Source organism: Treponema sp. R8-4-B8 (assembly GCF_054786175.1).
This window is the reverse complement of record NZ_BDHE01000009.1, coordinates 25031-41980: the sequence shown is the minus strand read 5'-3', so window position 1 is coordinate 41980 and position 16950 is coordinate 25031. Positions and strand designations below refer to the sequence as shown.

The 16950-nt window shown below is 44.1% G+C and carries 16 protein-coding genes; 5 read left to right on the top strand and 11 right to left on the bottom strand.

The window, feature by feature from the left end; all coding sequences use genetic code 11:
* Positions 1-80: 80 nt before the first annotated feature.
* The 3 genes from ACYVRA_RS02980 to rpoN are packed head-to-tail and all read right to left on the bottom strand — an operon-like array spanning position 81 to position 2954.
* Positions 81-1223, bottom strand: a complete 1143-nt coding sequence (locus tag ACYVRA_RS02980) for a M24 family metallopeptidase (RefSeq protein WP_461251265.1) — start codon at positions 1221-1223, stop codon at positions 81-83.
* Between the two features lie 8 nt (positions 1224-1231).
* Positions 1232-1522, bottom strand: a complete 291-nt coding sequence (gene hpf / locus ACYVRA_RS02975) for a ribosome hibernation-promoting factor, HPF/YfiA family (protein WP_461251264.1) — start codon at positions 1520-1522, stop codon at positions 1232-1234.
* Between the two features lie 52 nt (positions 1523-1574).
* Positions 1575-2954 (bottom strand): RNA polymerase factor sigma-54, encoded by a 1380-nt coding sequence (rpoN, locus tag ACYVRA_RS02970; protein WP_461251263.1) that lies wholly within the window; start codon positions 2952-2954, stop codon positions 1575-1577.
* A gap of 60 nt (positions 2955-3014) precedes the next feature.
* Between rpoN and ACYVRA_RS02965 the strand changes: the two genes are divergently transcribed.
* Complete coding sequence (locus ACYVRA_RS02965) at positions 3015-4415, top strand: DUF1015 domain-containing protein (RefSeq protein WP_461251262.1); 1401 nt, start codon at positions 3015-3017, stop codon at positions 4413-4415.
* 206 nt (positions 4416-4621) lie between these two features.
* Here the strand turns inward: ACYVRA_RS02965 and ACYVRA_RS02960 are convergent, their stop codons facing one another.
* Both ACYVRA_RS02960 and ACYVRA_RS02955 read right to left on the bottom strand, forming a co-directional pair.
* Positions 4622-5704, bottom strand: a complete 1083-nt coding sequence (locus ACYVRA_RS02960; protein ID WP_461251261.1) for a tetratricopeptide repeat protein — start codon at positions 5702-5704, stop codon at positions 4622-4624.
* The gene (locus tag ACYVRA_RS02955; RefSeq protein ID WP_461251260.1) at positions 5697-7472 is read right to left on the bottom strand and encodes a hypothetical protein; all 1776 of its coding nucleotides are present in this window, start codon (positions 7470-7472) and stop codon (positions 5697-5699) included. Before ACYVRA_RS02955 ends, ACYVRA_RS02960 begins: the two co-directional genes overlap by 8 nt.
* A gap of 80 nt (positions 7473-7552) precedes the next feature.
* On the opposite strand from ACYVRA_RS02955, the gene ACYVRA_RS02950 reads away from it, so the two are divergent.
* The 4 genes from ACYVRA_RS02950 to ACYVRA_RS02935 all read left to right on the top strand — a co-directional run bounded on the left by ACYVRA_RS02950 (position 7553) and on the right by ACYVRA_RS02935 (position 10931).
* A complete protein-coding gene (locus ACYVRA_RS02950) occupies positions 7553-8941 on the top strand; it encodes a tetratricopeptide repeat protein (protein ID WP_461251259.1) in 1389 nt (462 codons plus the stop codon).
* Positions 8938-10143: a TraB/GumN family protein gene (locus ACYVRA_RS02945; protein ID WP_461251258.1), complete on the top strand. Its 1206-nt coding sequence runs from the start codon at positions 8938-8940 to the stop codon at positions 10141-10143. Before ACYVRA_RS02950 ends, ACYVRA_RS02945 begins: the two co-directional genes overlap by 4 nt.
* A 66-nt stretch (positions 10144-10209) precedes the next feature.
* Positions 10210-10488: a CopG family transcriptional regulator gene (locus ACYVRA_RS02940; RefSeq protein ID WP_461251257.1), complete on the top strand. Its 279-nt coding sequence runs from the start codon at positions 10210-10212 to the stop codon at positions 10486-10488.
* The gene (locus ACYVRA_RS02935) at positions 10485-10931 is read left to right on the top strand and encodes a type II toxin-antitoxin system VapC family toxin (protein ID WP_461251256.1); all 447 of its coding nucleotides are present in this window, start codon (positions 10485-10487) and stop codon (positions 10929-10931) included. Before ACYVRA_RS02940 ends, ACYVRA_RS02935 begins: the two co-directional genes overlap by 4 nt.
* A gap of 368 nt (positions 10932-11299) precedes the next feature.
* Here the strand turns inward: ACYVRA_RS02935 and ACYVRA_RS02930 are convergent, their stop codons facing one another.
* From ACYVRA_RS02930 to ACYVRA_RS02905, 6 genes are all read right to left on the bottom strand, one after another.
* Positions 11300-12331 carry a hypothetical protein gene (locus tag ACYVRA_RS02930; protein WP_461251255.1) on the bottom strand — a complete coding sequence of 344 codons (1032 nt, stop codon included), beginning with the start codon at positions 12329-12331 and terminating at the stop codon, positions 11300-11302.
* A 4-nt stretch (positions 12332-12335) separates the two neighbouring features.
* A complete protein-coding gene (locus ACYVRA_RS02925; RefSeq protein WP_461251254.1) occupies positions 12336-12977 on the bottom strand; it encodes a FecR family protein in 642 nt (213 codons plus the stop codon).
* Positions 12978-13039: 62 nt separating this feature from the next.
* The gene (locus tag ACYVRA_RS02920; protein ID WP_461251253.1) at positions 13040-14239 is read right to left on the bottom strand and encodes a hypothetical protein; all 1200 of its coding nucleotides are present in this window, start codon (positions 14237-14239) and stop codon (positions 13040-13042) included.
* 3 nt (positions 14240-14242) lie between these two features.
* Positions 14243-14638, bottom strand: a complete 396-nt coding sequence (locus ACYVRA_RS02915; RefSeq protein WP_461251252.1) for a hypothetical protein — start codon at positions 14636-14638, stop codon at positions 14243-14245.
* A 298-nt stretch (positions 14639-14936) separates the two neighbouring features.
* Positions 14937-16511, bottom strand: coding sequence for an NFACT RNA binding domain-containing protein (locus ACYVRA_RS02910; RefSeq protein WP_461251251.1), 1575 nt, complete (start codon positions 16509-16511; stop codon positions 14937-14939).
* Positions 16512-16565: 54 nt separating this feature from the next.
* Positions 16566-16916: a hypothetical protein gene (locus ACYVRA_RS02905; protein WP_461251250.1), complete on the bottom strand. Its 351-nt coding sequence runs from the start codon at positions 16914-16916 to the stop codon at positions 16566-16568.
* Positions 16917-16950: the final 34 nt, after the last annotated feature.

Below are 16950 nucleotides of genomic sequence, written 5' to 3'. Positions count from 1 at the left end.
TCGAACAGGAACTTTGCGCCCTTTGCGCCTCCGCGCCTTTGCGAGAGGTCTTTTTGTAAATATTTAGTTGTTACAGAGTACTAGAGCCTGATAATATGCGCCGTAGTAAGAACCTCGTGTCCTGTCTCAGTTATAAGCACGTCATTTTCAAGACGGCAGCCTCCGAGTAACGGGTCGTAGAGTCCCGGCTCTATCGTAAAGATCATTCCCGGCTGGAGTACCCACTCATTGTCGTTTGAGTTTCTGATCAGCGGGTACTCGTGTTCCTGTAAACCTATGCCGTGTCCAAGACCGTGGGGCATTTTTTTTCTTGATTTGGAAAAAAGTAAATCTACCGCCTCGGCGATGTCTCTTGCCATGCATCCGTTATGTGCCATTGAAATAGCAAGCTTCGCCGCTTTTTCAGTAAGATTGACAAGCTTTTCCTGTTTTGTGTCCAAGTCGCGGGCAAAAGTGAGGGTTACGTCGGTGCAGTATCCGCCGTATTTTACTCCAAAGTCAAGGATGGAAAGCCCCTGCCCGCCGAAAGGGGCGCATGTCCAATTCGGGAAGGCGTGAATAGCGAAACTCCGATCCGGTCCCGCGGCAAGAGTTCCAAAACTTGTTCCCTCGCAATCGCGTCTTCGCGCCTCCACCTCGATAAACAACGCCGCGTCGGCTTCTGTTTTTATTTTTCCCGATACCACATTTTTTTCCAGTTGATCAATTAATTCGTTTGTAATGCTCGCGGCTTTACGGATGATAGCGATTTCTTCCTCATCTTTGACGGCGCGCATTTTTCTAATTTCCGCGGCGGCGCCGTTTTCCCTGCAAAGAATGTCGTAATCCGCAAGTTCGCCTACATAGTCAAGGAAGGCGGGATAGGGCGTTACGGGAGGAATCTCTATTTTTGCGCCTGAAGGAACACCCAATTTCTTCGCGATAAGGGAGATAGCTTTTATCGGTCTGCGGTCAAAATCATTGTAAGAGGCGATCATTACGGGTGAATGTGAGGCAAAAAGTTTGGCAAGGTTGATATCCCATGCGGTGAGGATTGCTTTTTTTTCTACGGAAAGAAAAAGAAGAGCGTCCGCCGGAAGACCGGTGAGCCAGCGGATATTTTGATCGCGCCTTGATTCGGTATCTTCCAGCATGAGGAGGGCTATGCCTTCAGCGGCCATCCATTCATAAATTTTTTCCAGCCGTGCCGTAAAGGCCGAAAAGACAGAAGGATTTTTTTCCATGAAAAAACCTATCTTTTTTCTTTCATCTTTTCTTTTTCTTTGGTTACTTTTGAATCAAGTTTATCAATCATCTTGTCTATGGCTTTAATAAGATCAAAATCTTCTTCCGCGACATGAACGGAAACTCCCCAGCGGAAATTTACCGTTGCCTCAACATTAAAATCTTTTTCTTTTTTTATGGTAATTATCAAATCAACAATCATATTTTCGGCGTTTCTTAGCCTTTCAATTTTTTTATTAAGATACTCTTTTGCGTCTTCGTGCAGTGTAAAATGTACTGCTTTAATATCTAAGTTCATTCTGAACCTCCAAAGTTTGATTACAATCTACGATTATTATAATCTACGATTATTACAATCTGCGATTGTATGAGGAACCCATATCCAGTTCCTTTCTATATTTTGCCACAGTTCTGCGCGCTAAGGCAATTCCTTTTTGACCTAAAAGAGCCGAAATCTCCTGATCCGAAAGAAGGCGGTTTTCTTTGGAAATTATCTCTTTTATTATCTCTTTTACGCTTTCTTTTGAAAATTGCGATCTGTTCGCGCCCGTGCCGCTTATTGAATTTGTGAAAAAGTATCGAATTTCATAAATTCCCCATTCCGTTTGCATATATTTGCCGTTTGCTGTGCGGGAAACGGTTGTTTCGTGGACATCAAGCTCCTTTGCGATGTCCGCGAGGGTAAGCGGAGCAAGGTATTTCGGGCCATTTATAAAAAAAGACCGCTGGAACTCAAGGATTGCGTTTGCGACTCTGATCAATGTCTGGTTACGCTGGCTTAAATGACTGATAAAAAGCTTCGCTTCCCTTATATTTTCCCGCGCGAAATCCCTTGCCGCCTTGTCCGAACTTTCAGAGAAGACTTCAAAATTTTTATTTATGCCAAGTACTGGAAAAGCCTCGTCGTTAAGGTTGATTGTAAACCCGTCGTTATTTCTGATGACTTTGATGTCCGGCACGACAAAACGCACATCTGCGGAAGCGAATGCGCGGCCTGGAAACGGGTAAAGTTTTTTTATGTATTCGCAAATAATGCGGGTTTCTTCCTCGTCATCAATGCCGATTTTTTTTGAAAGGGGATCGTATTTTTCACGGTCAACAAGGTCAAGATTATCTAATACTTTTTCTATTACTGATATTTCACAGGGAGCGTCACCTAACAGCGTTATTTGCGTGAGTAGCGATTCGCGGTAGCCGCTTGTGCAGCACCCAACGGGTTCAAGCCCTCTTACCAACTCCATAGCTTCTTTTAGTCTTTGCTTGGGGGACGCGAATAAAGTTTCAGGTTTTTCCTTATGAAAGCCGTCGTCATCTAAATTTTGGATCAAAGTCTCGGCAATTTCCCGTAACTCTTCATCGACGGGCTCAAGCTGTAATTGGCGCAATAAATGCTCCTGTAAAGTTTCAGGCCGGGTAAGAGCGCCTTCAATAAAACGGTTATGTTCCTCCGCGGCCTGAGCGCCCCTCCTTCCCGGGTCTGAGGAAGTTTCAAAATATTCATATACTATTTCTTTTTGCTGCTTGTCATCTTCGTCATTTAAGGCGACAGTGCTTTTATCTTCGACTATTTCCAAAGCCGGATTGCTATCCAATTCCTGCGTAATTCTTTCGCGCAGTTCAACAGCCGGCAATTCCATTAATTTAATGGATTGAAGAAGCTGCGGATTCATCTTGAGGCGTTGTTCCTGCGCGAAAGACGGACGCTGGTACTGCATAATTAATTGTATCACGTGATACGGTATTTATCAATTATGACTGACATTGTTTGAAATTATCTGTAAAATACAATTATGAGTTATCAACAGAAGCTTAACCGGTTGGGACTTGAAGTTCCTTTTATACTGTTGCCGAAGACAGCGCGAACTTCCCCGTCAGAGCTTGTAAAGTGGCCTGTGATCGCGTGCGATCAATTTACTCAGGACCACGATTATTGGGAGAAGGCAAAAGCCTTCACTGCAGGCTCTCCCTCGGCTTTAAATTTAATTTTCCCCGAAATATATCTTTGTGACGACGATGTTGATAAAAGGATTGCTGATATACATTCAACCATGAGGCGTTATCTGCAAGAAAATGTTTTTGCTCAGGCGCGGCAGGGATTTATTTACATTGAGCGGGACACTCCCTATCAAAAAAAACGGCGCGGTTTAATCGTCGCGGTTGATTTGGAACAGTACGACTGGCGTCCCGAATCGCGCCCGTTAATCCGCTGTACGGAAGGCGCGGTGCCTGAACGCCTTCCACCGCGAATGGACATTCGCCGAGGCGCGCCGTTGGAACTTCCCCACGTTATACTGCTCATTGACGATGAGGCTGACGCCTTGCTGCCCGCCATTGGCGAGAAAGTAAAAAATACGGCTCCCTGTTACAGTACGCAGTTAATGATGGATTCCGGCAGCGTGACAGGCTGGTTTTTAGACATTAAAAGCGGCGAAGGAACAAAAGCAGTTTCTATAATTACGGAAAAAATTGACGCTCTTTATAATCGTTCCACAGGACGGTATGGCGGGGAAGGGAAGCCTTTTCTGTTTGCCGTAGGAGACGGCAACCATTCTATTGCCGCGGCAAAAGGCATTTGGGAGGAGTACAAGGCAAGCGTGCAGCCTAAGGCTGTTATGCAGCCTATGGCAGGAGATAGCCTTCCCGTCCATCCCTGCCGTTACGCGCTTGTAGAGATAGAAAACATCTACGACCCCGCGATTCAGTTTGAGCCGATACACCGCGTTGTTTTTGACGTTGGCTATGATGAAATAGTAAAAATTCTCTCCGCTCTGCCTGATTTTTCCTGCCGTCCCGTAAACAGCGCACGGGAACTGTCAGAGTTATGCGCTAAACAGCCGCAAGTTCCCTTCGCAAACCGCTTTGGAGTTATCTCGCAAAACCGTTATGCGCTAATAGAAACTTCCGCTTCTGGAATCGCCACCGCCTGCCTTCAGCCGCTATTGGACAAATACGCCGGGGACAATCCTCAGCTAATAGACTACATCCACGACGAAGAAGAGGTATTCCGCGTATCGGGCGATGGCGGGCAATCCGGCGCAAATCGCAAGAGGGCGGGAATCCTATTGCCCCCCTTCCAAAAGTCAGTCCTCTTTGAAACAGTAGCCCGCCTTGGCCCCCTCCCGAGAAAAAGTTTTTCAATGGGCCATTCCGCAGAAAAGCGTTTCTATTTAGAGTGCAGGGAAATACGATAGTACCTCTCACAAAGGTGTGGGAGACTGTAAGAAAACCTCGGAAAAGAGGTTCTCGCAAAGGCGCGAAGGCGCAAAGTTCCTGTCCGATAGCCCATTGTTGATCTAGATATATTAGTATAACTACAAATCTTGAAGGAAAAACGACAATACTGCGAACAACAACTTTGCGCCTTCGCGCCTCTGCGAGAGGAAATTTGAAAATAATTTTAGCGTTGCAATTTTTGAGCCGCAGCGAAGTCCGCTTCGGCTTTTTCTTCGTTCTCCATTAGCTGATAGACTTTTCCCCTGCTTAGATACGCGTCCGCGAATGAGGGATTTATTGCAATACATTTGTTTAAGTCCGCAAGAGCTTTTTCCAATTCGCGCTTGTTGTACCATGCGTTTGCGCGGTTGTACCATGCGATGGCGTAATCGCTTTTAAGCCTTACAGCTTCCGTAAAATCAGTTATCGCTTTGTCGTCGTTTTCTCTTGAATACCACGCGCTGCCGCGCCTGTTCCAGATAACGGCGTTTGACGGTTCAAGGGCGATAATTCTGTCGCAGTCTTCAATTACACGCGCGAAATCTCCTATTTGATAATACGCGTATGAACGGTTGATAAGCGCGTCAACATAATTTTTATTAAGCGAAATAGCGCGCGAATAGTCTTCGATGGCAAGAGACATCCCGTTAAAGTTGTTTCTTGCCGCCATTTCCGCTCTTGCGAAACCGCGGTAGTTGTAAACTTCGGCTTTGTTTCCGTCCAGCCTTATCGCTCGCGTGTAATCGTCAATGGCGCGGCTGTATTCGCGTTTTTTCATCCATGCGTTTCCGCGTGAAATATAACTTTGAAGGAATTCATTGTTACGATTAATTGCCGCCGTATATTCTGAAATAGCTTTATCAAAATCGCCTTTACGGTAAAATTGTTCGCCGGCAAGATAGGAAATTAAAGAAGGGTCGGCGCCCATCTGCTTTAATACGTCAAGATCGGGATTTTCATAATTTAAAGGATCAATTTCCGAAACAAGCACGCCCATCCCCCTTATCTTTTTTAAACCTGATAACGAGGATAACGGACGCGAAACCTGATACGATACCCGCGCTTCAGTTTTACTTTCAGGTTCTACGGAGGGAACTTCTTCTTGTTCTTCTTCTATTGTTTCTTCTTCAACTGCCGCAGGCTCTTCAATTTGCTCTACTTGAGTTTGGGCATCTTTTTTATTGCATTTAAAAATAATAACGCATAATACGGCTATTAATAATACCGCTAAAACAATTGTTATTAAAAATAAAATTCGCCTATTCAAAAATGCCCTCTGTTTCTGAAGCTTCATTAGTAACTGGCGGCGGTTCATACACCCTGTAGATAATTCTAACGCTTTCCACAGTTACGCGATGCTTGATTTTTAATATGAGAATTTGTTCCGATGGGTAGTATAACCAGCCTGACGAATCATAGCGTTCAAACTGACTGTCCGTTCTCCAGTCCATCCCGTGAATCTGGATTCTGTTAAAAGGCCGCACTCCGCGGATTATTAAAAAATGCGCGAGACCCGCCGGAAAGGAAACTGTTATATTCAGGTTGCTGTCTATGTATGACGCTCTGGCGGACGGAGACACAGTCCATGTCCAATGGCCTTCATTTGTAAGCCATGTCGCCCGCGGGTAATAATCCGTGGGATTAAGTATATTGTGGAGTCTTCCGGCGTTGCCGTTTGCGACTGCCGATAAAATCAAAGAGCGGCCTATTCCCGACCATTCGGTATTTTTAGTCGCGTCAGCCCAAAAAACAAGCGCTTTTCCAAGCCTCATGCTGAATTCGGAATTATTGCTCTCGGAGCTTGAAGCGTAAACCGCGTCATTTTCCGGATCATGGTTTAAGTTATCTGAAATTAGCGAAAGCATCTGGTCTGTCAGGTGTTCAATGGGGTTATTTGCTTCCGGCCTCCATCGTTTTATGTCGTAAAATATTTCCAATAGGCCCGGACAATGATCCGATACCAGCTGATCAGGGCTTGCGTTAATAATAATATCAATAACTTCGTTTGCCATGACAAGATTACTTCGCGTAAACAAAAAATCAAGAATATGCTCTTCTTTTAAAATGTTAAGCGATCTTTCCCTGATTAATCGGGTAATTAAATTATTTTTTTCATTCTCATAAGAGGCAAACGAAGAATATGCGCTTGTCATTCCTCCGACAAACGCCGCCGACCTGAAACTATGTCTTGGGCTGTTTATAAAATCGCGGGAGATTGATCCTATTGCCGCAGGGTAATTGCCGCGAGAAAGAGCCTGCGCGCCGTATGCGATTATGTCGTCTTCTGACTGTAAAGAAGCCGCATTTTGATTCCACTGGGCATAACTTGTATTTTGCCAGTTTTTTAAAATACTATCGTAATTTGACACCTGCGCTATTATGTAATCCTCAGGGTCAAACGCCCTTTGTTTGCCTCTGGAACGGTATGAGATAAATGAGCTGTCCTTTGACAGGCTCACGTATCCGTTTTCCAGTTCATGCCCCAGACTGCTAAAAACAAAACGCGAGCCGCCGTACATGATGCCAAGCTGTTCCGCGTCCCTGACAATTGAAGAACGGCGCGGAACGATGGGTATTGTAACTTCTGAAACGTCCCCTTCAAAGTCCGCGTCGATATGCAACTCCTGCCCTTTTGCGGAATCAATCGAACTGAAAGTAAGCGTTGTTCCTCCCGGTAAAATAAAATGCGCCGAGTTATCGGTAATGGTCATCATCAGGGGATTTACCGGCGTATTTACGCCGTTAGCGTTTGTCAATGTTAATCCTTTTCCACGTTCTTCTTTTAATGAGAAATCAAGGCCGCCATAGAAAACTTTTACCCCGCCTGTAATTTCTTTTGCTTCCTGTTCAGTTTCCTGTTCGGTTTTCTGTTCAGTTGGCTGTGACTTTTGCAGGTAGCGGCCTTTTACAGTCATTGCTCCTGCGGAAATAGAGAAATTTCCCCTGTTGGAAAATTGCAAAATTACCAACAGACAGAATATTACGCAATACAGGGCGGTAAGGACGATAATACGCGATGTTAAAGGTTTTCTCATGAAATAAATCAACCCCTTGTAACAAACACGGCTGTTGAGTAACTTGCCGGTTTATTAATTATTGTATACTATATATTAGCATGAAAATAGAATTCTATGGAAGCGGTTTTTTTCTGCGGGTAATTTTGTTGTTTTTTCTTGTTTTTAAGTTATCTCCCGTTATTTGGTGTCAGGGAAATAATGCTGAGGCCATTCTTACGGAGGTTGCCGCCCGTCTTGCCCGCAGGGAATATGCTTCCGCTTTGGAATTATTTGACGCGCTGCCGGCGGATCAAAAAGCAAGGATTGAGATTCGCGTTATGCAGGCGTCAATATTGAACGCCGCGGGCAGAACCGCCGAAGCGAAGAATATCGCAAACAGTATTTTATCAGCCGACAGTAAGAATACGGAAGCTTTAATGATATTAGCCGACGCCGCTGCGGTTGAAGGCAAAGAAAGAGAAAGGCGGGCGTTTCTTGACAGAGTAATTGCCATTGATCCAAACAATGTAAGGGCGCTGAATGATTTGGCGAATATCAGTCTTAAAAACCAAAATTTACGGGTAGCGGCAAATTATTTTGACAGAGCGCTTGCCGCAGAACCTAGTAATGGAGAAGCCTTGGTAGGCCGCGCGACAGTATACCGTTATACAAGAGAGAATCGGAACGCGGAACGGCTTTTAAACCGCGCCGCGACTTTATATCCCGATTGGGCAAGACCTCTTCATGAGAGGGCAAGGCTTTACAAAAGCGCCGGTCTTTACGCGGACGCGCTTGAAGATTTAAACGCCGCTCTTTCATTGGAACCGAATAATTATTGGGCGCTTGTGGATTGTGGGCAGCTTTTAATGGAAATGAACCGGTTACAGGAAGCTTTAAAATATTTAAACCGCGCTATCGAGATTGAACCTAATGTTTTTATGGCGTATGTATACAGCGCCGCTATTAAAGATGAAACCGGCGATTATGTCGGCGCTGAAAAAGACTACCTTTCCCTGACAAAATTAAAACCGGATTATTACTTTGGCTTTGAGGCTTTAGGCGTTATTAGAATGAGGAATAAACAGTGGGCGGCGGCTAGGGACGCTTTTCTTGACGCGTATAAACAGGCGCCAAAAGAGTATACTTACGCGCTTTTAGCCGCCGTAAACTGGATGCGCTCAGGCAGACAAACCGATCCAAAACAATTTCTTGCACAGGTATTGCGTACAGTTCCAAAAGATGCGCCTGAGTATTTGATGATAAAACTTTATTATGATCTTTCAGGCGATTCAAATGTAATTACAAGTTTGGAGAATGAAAAAAACATTTTTACAAAGTCGCGTATGCTTTATTACCTTGCCTCTTATTACGATGTCAGGGGAAACAAGTCTTTGGCGGACAGATATTATTTAATGGTTCAGGATCAAAATGCGTCAGGTTCGGTTGAATGGCGGCTAAATGAGATGGCGCTGGCGGAACGCGGTCTTGGCAAAAAGGCGGAAAAATGAGCGAGAGTACAACAATGGTCACGTTGAACGGAAAGGAATTTAAATTAATTGGAACGGCGCATGTTTCGCGCGAAAGTATTGATGAAGTGCGAAATATTATTTACGAAGAATTGCCTGACATGGTTTGCGTAGAACTTGATCAGGGGCGGTATAACTCAATCATGCAAAAAGACGATTGGGAAAAACTCAATTTGGCGAAAGTTTTTAAGGAAGGCAAGGGATTTCTATTAATCGCGAATCTTGTGCTTGCCGGTTTTCAACGCCGTCTTGGCAATGAACTGGGAGTAAAACCCGGCGAAGAAATGAAAACGGCTGTGGAAGCCGCACAGAAAATGGGGATTTCATACAGTCTTTGCGACCGTGAGGTGCATACGACGCTGAGGCGGGCATGGGCGCGTTGCGGCTTTTTAAGCAAAGCCAAGCTGTTAGCCTCTCTTTTAGCCAGCGCTTTTACGACAGAGAAATTAAGTGAAAAAGAAATAGAGGATTTAAAAAATAAAAATGAACTTGACGGCATGATGGGCGAACTTGCAAATTATTTGCCCGCCGTAAAAGAAGTTTTAATAGATGAAAGAGACCGTTATCTTGCCGCTAAAATCTGGGTTTCCGCTCCGAAGGAAACGGAACCGCGGGATACATATTATAGAATAGCCGCCATAATGGGAGCGGGACATATTCAGGGCATTAAGTCACATCTTGAAAAACTCAGCAAAGGAGAGGAGTCCGCCGATGTAAGCGAATTGGAAAAAATTCCGCCGCCTGGTATTTTCTCCAAAATAGCGCGTTTTATTATCCCCGCCGCCATTATCGCCCTTATAGCTTTCGGCTTTATCCGCGCCGGAACAGAAATTGGTTTTTCCATGATAACGCAGTGGATACTGTGGAACGGCTCTCTTGCCGCCCTAGGCGCGATCATCGCCCTTGGTCATCCCCTTGCTATACTTGTCTCTTTTATTGGCGCTCCAATAACGTCGTTGAATCCCTTTATTGGCGTTGGCATCCTGTCTGGCATTGTTCAGGCAGTACTAAAAAAACCCCGTGTCTCGGATGTCCAACGGCTAACAGAGGATGCCGCCAGTTTAAAAGGCTTTTACCAAAATAGGATCACAAGGGCTCTGTTGGTGTTTTTCCTGTCAAGTTTAGGCAGTTCCATTGGCACCTTTGTCTCGATCCCCGCTATTGTAGGAAGGCTGTCCGGGTAGGCAAATTTTTCACTTTTTTTTAAAAATCTCTTGACATTTCCTTCCTTCCATATTACAATTTGTAATATGAGAGCAAATTATATTATTAACGAGGTTATTACCACTGCCAGGCTTCCCCTTGAAACAAGGAATAAGCTCCTTGCCCTTGCCAGGATAAAGAACATGACAAAATCCGAGGTTATCATAAAATCTCTGGAGATGTACTACGACCGCGAGGAAAGCGATATTGATTCTTTTTCTCTTGGAGAGAAGGTTTTTGGCAAATACGGCTCAGGAGACGGCGACCGCTCCGTAACTTACAAAGAACGGATTAAGAAGAAGCTTTCAGACAGGATAAATGTTTGACAGATTCGATTCTTATAGACGCAGGCCCTCTTATTGCCCTTTTTGACTCAAGCGACAACCACCATAGCAAGGCGCGTTCTTTCCTGAAGGCTAATCCCTTCAGGTATGTAAGCACGCTTGCCGTGTTTACGGAAGTTTCCCACATGCTTGATTTTAGCGTTGCCGCTCAACGGGATTTTTATGAATGGGTGATGCACAAAGGCGTAATTATAAGCGATATTAATCAAAATGACATGCTCCGTCTTTTGGAACTGACCGACAAATACTCCAGTCTTCCTATGGATTTTGCCGACGCCACCCTTGTTATTACCGCCGAAAAAACAGGCATCCGCCAAATCATCAGCATAGACAAGGACTTTGACATTTACAGGCTTCCGGGTAAAGAGCAGATTCAAAATATTTATTCCGAAGACTTTCGCAAAGACTCTCACAAAGAACAATAAAAAAACATAGACACTTACCAAAGGAAAAAATCCAATAAAAACTAAAAGCAATTTAAGTCCGTGGGCAATATTTTATAAAGTAGAAAATAAGGAGATGAAAATTATTTCAATAATTGATCAAAGAAGAAATACTATATAAAAAATATTAGATGGAAAAATATTGTAAGCGCAACAGTGACCGATACTGAATTTCGTGGTAAAAAATCACAAATAAACTTCTACAGAAAAGAGTGGTGTCTGTTACTAAAAAATTCTTAACCTCGGAGTTACACGGAGGAAGAGAAGATTTTCATACCAAAACTCCGTGTTCCTCCGTGGTTATTTTCTTAATTCTTGGACAGCCCAGCTGTTAGGCAGAATACTGATAACTATGGCCTAGGCCAGTTATCATTTAAGCCTAAGGTGTCGTTATAGTTTTTACCGCTTTCATATACCGCATTTCCGCTATTGTTATTAGCAATATTTTTTTTGTTTTCGTCTTGCTCGTCAGAACCGTATATAATACCGCCGGTTTTTATGAAGGTTCCTCCGCCGTCAGATATGTCACATATATATACGCCGCCGCCTTTACTGGCAGCATAATTGTTGGAAATAATTCCTCCCTCCATTTTGAAAGTTCCTTGTTTTACATATATGCCGCCGCCATAATTTGCGGTACGGTTATTTGTAATAGTTACCCCATTACGCATTATTAGGATACTGTTATCTCCTATCACATTTATTAACGCCCTTTGAGAAGAACTGCCGGAGTTCCCTTTATCTCCATCAATGGTAATTTCGCCTTTCGTACCGTCCAGAATAAGAGTGCCTTTTTCAATTGTAAACAAAGGGAGGCTATTCGTGTTACGCGTTATCGTTACTTTATCCTTAGCCCATAAGGTAATAGTTTGTATTGTTGTGAACGTAAGACCGGCAGTCGCGGTGAGATCGGCAATAATTTCAATATTTTCTAATCCAGTCAGCTTGCCATTTTTTAAATCGTCAAAAACATCCTTAAGTCCTGCCCAATTGGAAACGCGCACATCTGTAACTTTTATTATGATGTTTTTAGATACGGTGTCCCCTGCCGTAACCGTAACAGTATCACTGCCCTTTCCTTTTACTCTGTCTCCTTCGGCCTTAACTTCAATTTTCCATGTTCCTTCCGATACCGAAATGGAAACGGAAGTTTTGCCGTCTTTAAGCGTTTCTGAAATGGTATCCTTGCCTTTTGTCAGCGTTATCGTGTAAACCATTTCCGCTTTTTCTTCACCTGACACCGTAAAACGCGCTCTGGCGTTATCAAAATTGATAATAATATTGCCCTGACCGTTAGAACCGTCAAAATTGCCGCAAGCGCCTAAATAAAAAATAGCGAGGCTTGACGCGGTAATTAAAAATAAATTATTTCTGATTTTCATTTGTTTACTCCCATTCAATTGTTATATCAACGCCATAAGCCGGCGTTGACAGAGCCTTAAGAGAACTCCGCGTAGCCGATATATCGGAGACGCCAAGCGGATCAACCGCCCTGCCGTCAGCGTCTACCGAGCTTGTCATGCCGGATGGAACCAGTATTCCTTTGCCCTTGCTGCCTTGAAAAGCTACTCTGCCTTCGTTTACTCTAAGATTGCAAGTGTCAAATTCAAAACTTGTTCCGCGCACGGACGCGGTGGCGCTGGGACTTTGTACTGTAAAGTTTGCCTTTGTTCCCGCCGGAGGTTTAACGTCTATTTTTACGCGACCCGTTTGAAGACTAATATTTAACGTTTCCGTATCTGAAATTGATTTGATTTCCGTAAGGGTAAGACGGGTCAGTGGACGTACCGCTATTGTAGAACTGCCAATTTCTATAATAGCCGTACTTTTAAAACCTGTAGATATAATTGTGTCGGCGGCAACTGTGTCGCCGGTTTTAGCTTTGACAAAGGCGTAAGCGCCGGCGCGTTTCAGTTCCACTTCGCCAGTAATTTCTTTGATTATTCCGGACAACTGTTTCGCGTTCTGGGCAAAAGCGCTTAAAGCGGCTATTGCCAGTAACAGTGAAAATAATACTCCTCTCTTCATATGGCCTCCAAAAAACATTTACCTGTCACGATATGCGACATAAAGCCGCATCCTAAATACGCTCAATAAATAACCAACCTAAGCGCCAATTGAACGCGCCATTGGGGATCAGCGTCAGGACTTACATCGCCCATAATGGGAAGAAAAATTCCAGCCCCTAAATTTAAACTTACATCGGTAAGCGGATTCCATGTAACGCGGGCGAAAAATTCGCCGCCTAACGCTATGCCGCTACTTGTACCTGTTAGCGGATATCCGGCATAGGTTTCGCCGTCTCGAATAAAATATGAGGCGGTCAGCCCCGCTAAAACAGTTTTGTGCAGTTGGGCGGCGTAATCCAGATAAAACGCCGAAATGCCGGAAATGTTTGCTTCTAGCACGTCCCCCTGGGGCTTGGCAGTAATGGGAACAAAGGGGGCGATACTGTCCGACTTCCCGCTGCTGATACGTCCGATCAACGAAAGCTGGCTGTAAAAAGACGTGGGTACAATCCATAAAGCCGCCAACTCGCCCGCTAACCCAATTCCTGTCTCTTCGTCAACTTTTGTGACAACTTTTGCCATTTGCATACATCCGCCAATCGTTATTATAAATTGTTTAACAGGTACGGCGGCTTTTGCGGATATGTACATGCTATGGTAAAGCGTATCAGTATCATTAAGATCGTACTGCCCAAAAACGGCGGCTCTGAGCCGGATTGACTGTGCAATAGAGGGATGTTCCCAGCCAACCGCCGCTAACACGCGCCGTGACGCGAAATAAGTATCGAGAAATTTACTATAGTCAAGGGGGATATAATACGAATCATAATCATTCGCAGTCATGGTGATATTGGCGTCTCTTTTATAGAGCAGTCCGGTATACCAGCCTCCGACGTTAAATGTTCCTATCGACGTATCGTATAAAACTTGAACCCCGTCAAAAAAACCTTCGACTGTAAAGCCAAGAGGATCGGCGTATGGTACGCGTCCTACTTTTATTCTAAAATCATCGAAACGAAATAAAATTTCAGTGCGAAGGAGTTCAGGCACAAAAGAAAATTCTTCATATTCATAAACGGCTTCAAACGCCGCGGAAATATACAAGTCCGCCGAAGAACTCAAGGAAGCCGAAAAATGGGGGATGAGGGCGGCCGTGTAATCCAATGTGGTATCATCTTTAATTCCGCTAAAATCAAACTCCTGATTAAGGTCGACGCCAAAGTCAAAAGCCCATAGGCAAATCGGAAAACAAAGCAATAATATGACAATAAATTTTTTCATCGGCTACTCATCCTCTATTATGGAAAGAATCCTGTTTGTCATAAAAAGAAGTTGATCGCCTGAAACGGCATTACTCGGATCGCTCTTTCCTTTAAATGCCTTTCGCGCCGCCAGTTCACGGTAGGCATAATGCGGATTTTTAAAAAGCGAATAAAACAGCCCTCCCTTTAAATTAAAGGCTTTCATAAAAAGCAGAGAAATAATATCAAGGCGCGCCTGTGAATCAGCTGATACATTTTTTGGCAGCCAGTTCTTTTCAACGGCAAAATTGAAAGCTTCAGTTGTATTGGAAAATTTCATCGCTTCTGACGCTCTTAGCGCAAAGCTTGCCGCCTGCCCGTATGTCACCGCGGGTACTTTCAACAAGGATTCAATTTCTGATGCGGTCTGGGCGGACAAAATGCCCGCTAAACAAAAACATAAAATGAAAAAAATAAAAATGCGTTTATTAAATAATGGTTCCAATTAGAAAGTTCTCCCTGTATCGTTATACCATGATTTGAATATTATGACAATATCTAAACAAAATGTAAAATTAAAAGACTCAAGTTATTATTTTTATAGTAGATATTATAAAGATAATAACATTTTTAGATACAGTCAACAAATTGCGTAACATAAGCGCTTTGCGGTAATCATTATCCCTTGAAGTATATTTTTATTTTTTGGCTCTTATTGCTTTTCATAATTCTATAAATTATGTCACCTTACAGTTTTCAAGCGAGCGCAGACGTTCTTCCTCAACCTTAACATGGAGATTTTTTTCCTGAGTTGGGATAACAAGCCCCTTTGGCCCGTTTTTGGCGCGTCTTAAATATTTTACCTGAGTGTAGAATAAATCGCCTTCGCCGTTATTCCTGCCCTTTGAATAAAAAATCGCGAGGTTGCCCGCGTCAAGCAGAATATCAAGCGGAACCGATTTTCCCGCCCGTTGTTTTATAAACACATAGGAGCCGTGATAATCCCTAGCGTGCAGCCACATATCGTTCCCTTTAACATGGCGGCGCAAAAGTTCGTCGTTTTCACCCGCGTCCCTTCCCACAATGATAAGCCAATCGCCTCGTTTAAACGCAAGCCCCGGACGCGCCTTTTCCTTTTTCGCGGAAGACGCTCTCGGCGCGGAAACGCCCGTCTTTAGCAGTTTTGCCAGAATTAACGGATTAGTTTCGCCTAACAAGCGTTCTAGCCTTTCCGTTACTTCTATAAGTTCCCGCTCCCCGCTTTCAATTTCCCGTTGAACATCGGCAAGCCCGTTTTTTGCCTTGCGGTACTTATCATAGTATTTTTGCGCCTGCGCCGAAGGGCTTACGCGCGGCTCAAGCTCGATGTGTATGTTTTCGCCGCAATACTGAGTCTCCAGCCATTTATCGCCCGTCTTAATATTCGCTATATTGGAAAGAATAATATCACCGTAACTTTTTAGGCGGTTAGCGTCCGCGAAAGACGCTTCTTTTTCCCTAAGCCGCTCAAGCGCCGCGCTGATTCTGCCCATACTGCCTTCGCAGTTTCTCCTTGCCTGTTCCCTCAACGCTTCAAGTGAAAGAGAGCCTCCCTGCGCGGCGTAAAACTCATCGATCTTTTTATTGAAAGAGCCTTCTCCGGGGAGCGTGCGTATTTCATAAGTGCGTACTTCACGGGAGCGAATTTCAGAGGAGCGTGTTTCATGGGAGCGAGTTTCATGGGAGCGAATTTCAGAGGAGCGAGTTTTTTGGGAGCGTACTTCACGGGCGCGGATGTCATTCCCGCCGTCAGGTTTTAATTTGACAGGTTTTGAATCCATGTTTTCCGGCGAATAACTTCCGCCCGTGATTTCTCCGCGCTTGGGCAAACGGCGCATGGCGTCTAACACAACGCCGTTGTCATCGGTAACGATAAAATTTGCCGCGTTTGACCAAAGACGGATGTACAGTTTGTAAATAGCCGTCTGTGAAGAGTCTTTTTCGTCATCAGTATTTATTGTTCTTTTTACGGTTATCCGCACAATGCGGTTATCCCCTATCTGCGCCGCTTCCGTTATCCAGCCGTTTACTATCTTTGACGACAAAAATTGCGCGAAACGCAGGGGCTTATCGCTTTTTGGAACGGCGCGGAAAGTCTCGTGCAATCTGCACGCGCCGGGACTTAGCGAAACAAGCAACTGTTTTGTCTCCCCTTTTTTATGCAGACGCAAAATTATCACGTCAAACGCGCTCTGCACGGCACTTTGAATTTGCGCCCCCTCAAGAGCGAGTTCTTCGAGGATTAGATTAATTTCCTTCCAGTTCAGGGACATGAGGGTAGTATAGCATAGTATTACTCGAAGGAGACCTGTAAAAAGGCGTTTAGGTTACATACCGCGAAGTTCGTTATCCAGCCGCGCCTTTGTTTCATTGTCAATGATTTGTTTGTCAAGTAAAACGCCGTTCAAAATACCAAGGTAGTTTTTAAGGTGTCCAAAGTGATTGATCTCTATAGCTTCAATCCTCGCCTCCAACTTGTCAAAACGTTTTTCAAAATCATTAAAACGCTTTTCAAGCGATGCATCCAAAACCATCTGTTTGAAGCCATATTTGATAAAATTCACACCATGCCGAAAAAAGCCTATAGCAAAGATTATTCCCGCTGTTAAAAGAAACAGCATTGCCACTATAGGGGGGAGGTTCCTCATTGTTTCGTTCAAAATATCCCAGCCGGTCATCTTTTACTCCTATTTAAATATAAGCATAAGACGG

Coding starts and splice junctions, on each gene's coding strand:
- ACYVRA_RS02920 (WP_461251253.1), bottom strand. CDS start 14,239: ATGAAAAAATTTATTGTCATATTATTGCTTTGTTTTCCGATTTGCCTA.
- ACYVRA_RS02910 (WP_461251251.1), bottom strand. CDS start 16,511: ATGTCCCTGAACTGGAAGGAAATTAATCTAATCCTCGAAGAACTCGCT.
- ACYVRA_RS02950 (WP_461251259.1), top strand. CDS start 7,553: ATGAAAATAGAATTCTATGGAAGCGGTTTTTTTCTGCGGGTAATTTTG.
- ACYVRA_RS02930 (WP_461251255.1), bottom strand. CDS start 12,331: ATGAAAATCAGAAATAATTTATTTTTAATTACCGCGTCAAGCCTCGCT.
- ACYVRA_RS02905 (WP_461251250.1), bottom strand. CDS start 16,916: ATGACCGGCTGGGATATTTTGAACGAAACAATGAGGAACCTCCCCCCT.
- ACYVRA_RS02965 (WP_461251262.1), top strand. CDS start 3,015: ATGAGTTATCAACAGAAGCTTAACCGGTTGGGACTTGAAGTTCCTTTT.
- hpf (WP_461251264.1), bottom strand. CDS start 1,522: ATGAACTTAGATATTAAAGCAGTACATTTTACACTGCACGAAGACGCA.
- ACYVRA_RS02945 (WP_461251258.1), top strand. CDS start 8,938: ATGAGCGAGAGTACAACAATGGTCACGTTGAACGGAAAGGAATTTAAA.
- ACYVRA_RS02940 (WP_461251257.1), top strand. CDS start 10,210: ATGAGAGCAAATTATATTATTAACGAGGTTATTACCACTGCCAGGCTT.
- ACYVRA_RS02980 (WP_461251265.1), bottom strand. CDS start 1,223: ATGGAAAAAAATCCTTCTGTCTTTTCGGCCTTTACGGCACGGCTGGAA.
- ACYVRA_RS02955 (WP_461251260.1), bottom strand. CDS start 7,472: ATGAGAAAACCTTTAACATCGCGTATTATCGTCCTTACCGCCCTGTAT.
- ACYVRA_RS02925 (WP_461251254.1), bottom strand. CDS start 12,977: ATGAAGAGAGGAGTATTATTTTCACTGTTACTGGCAATAGCCGCTTTA.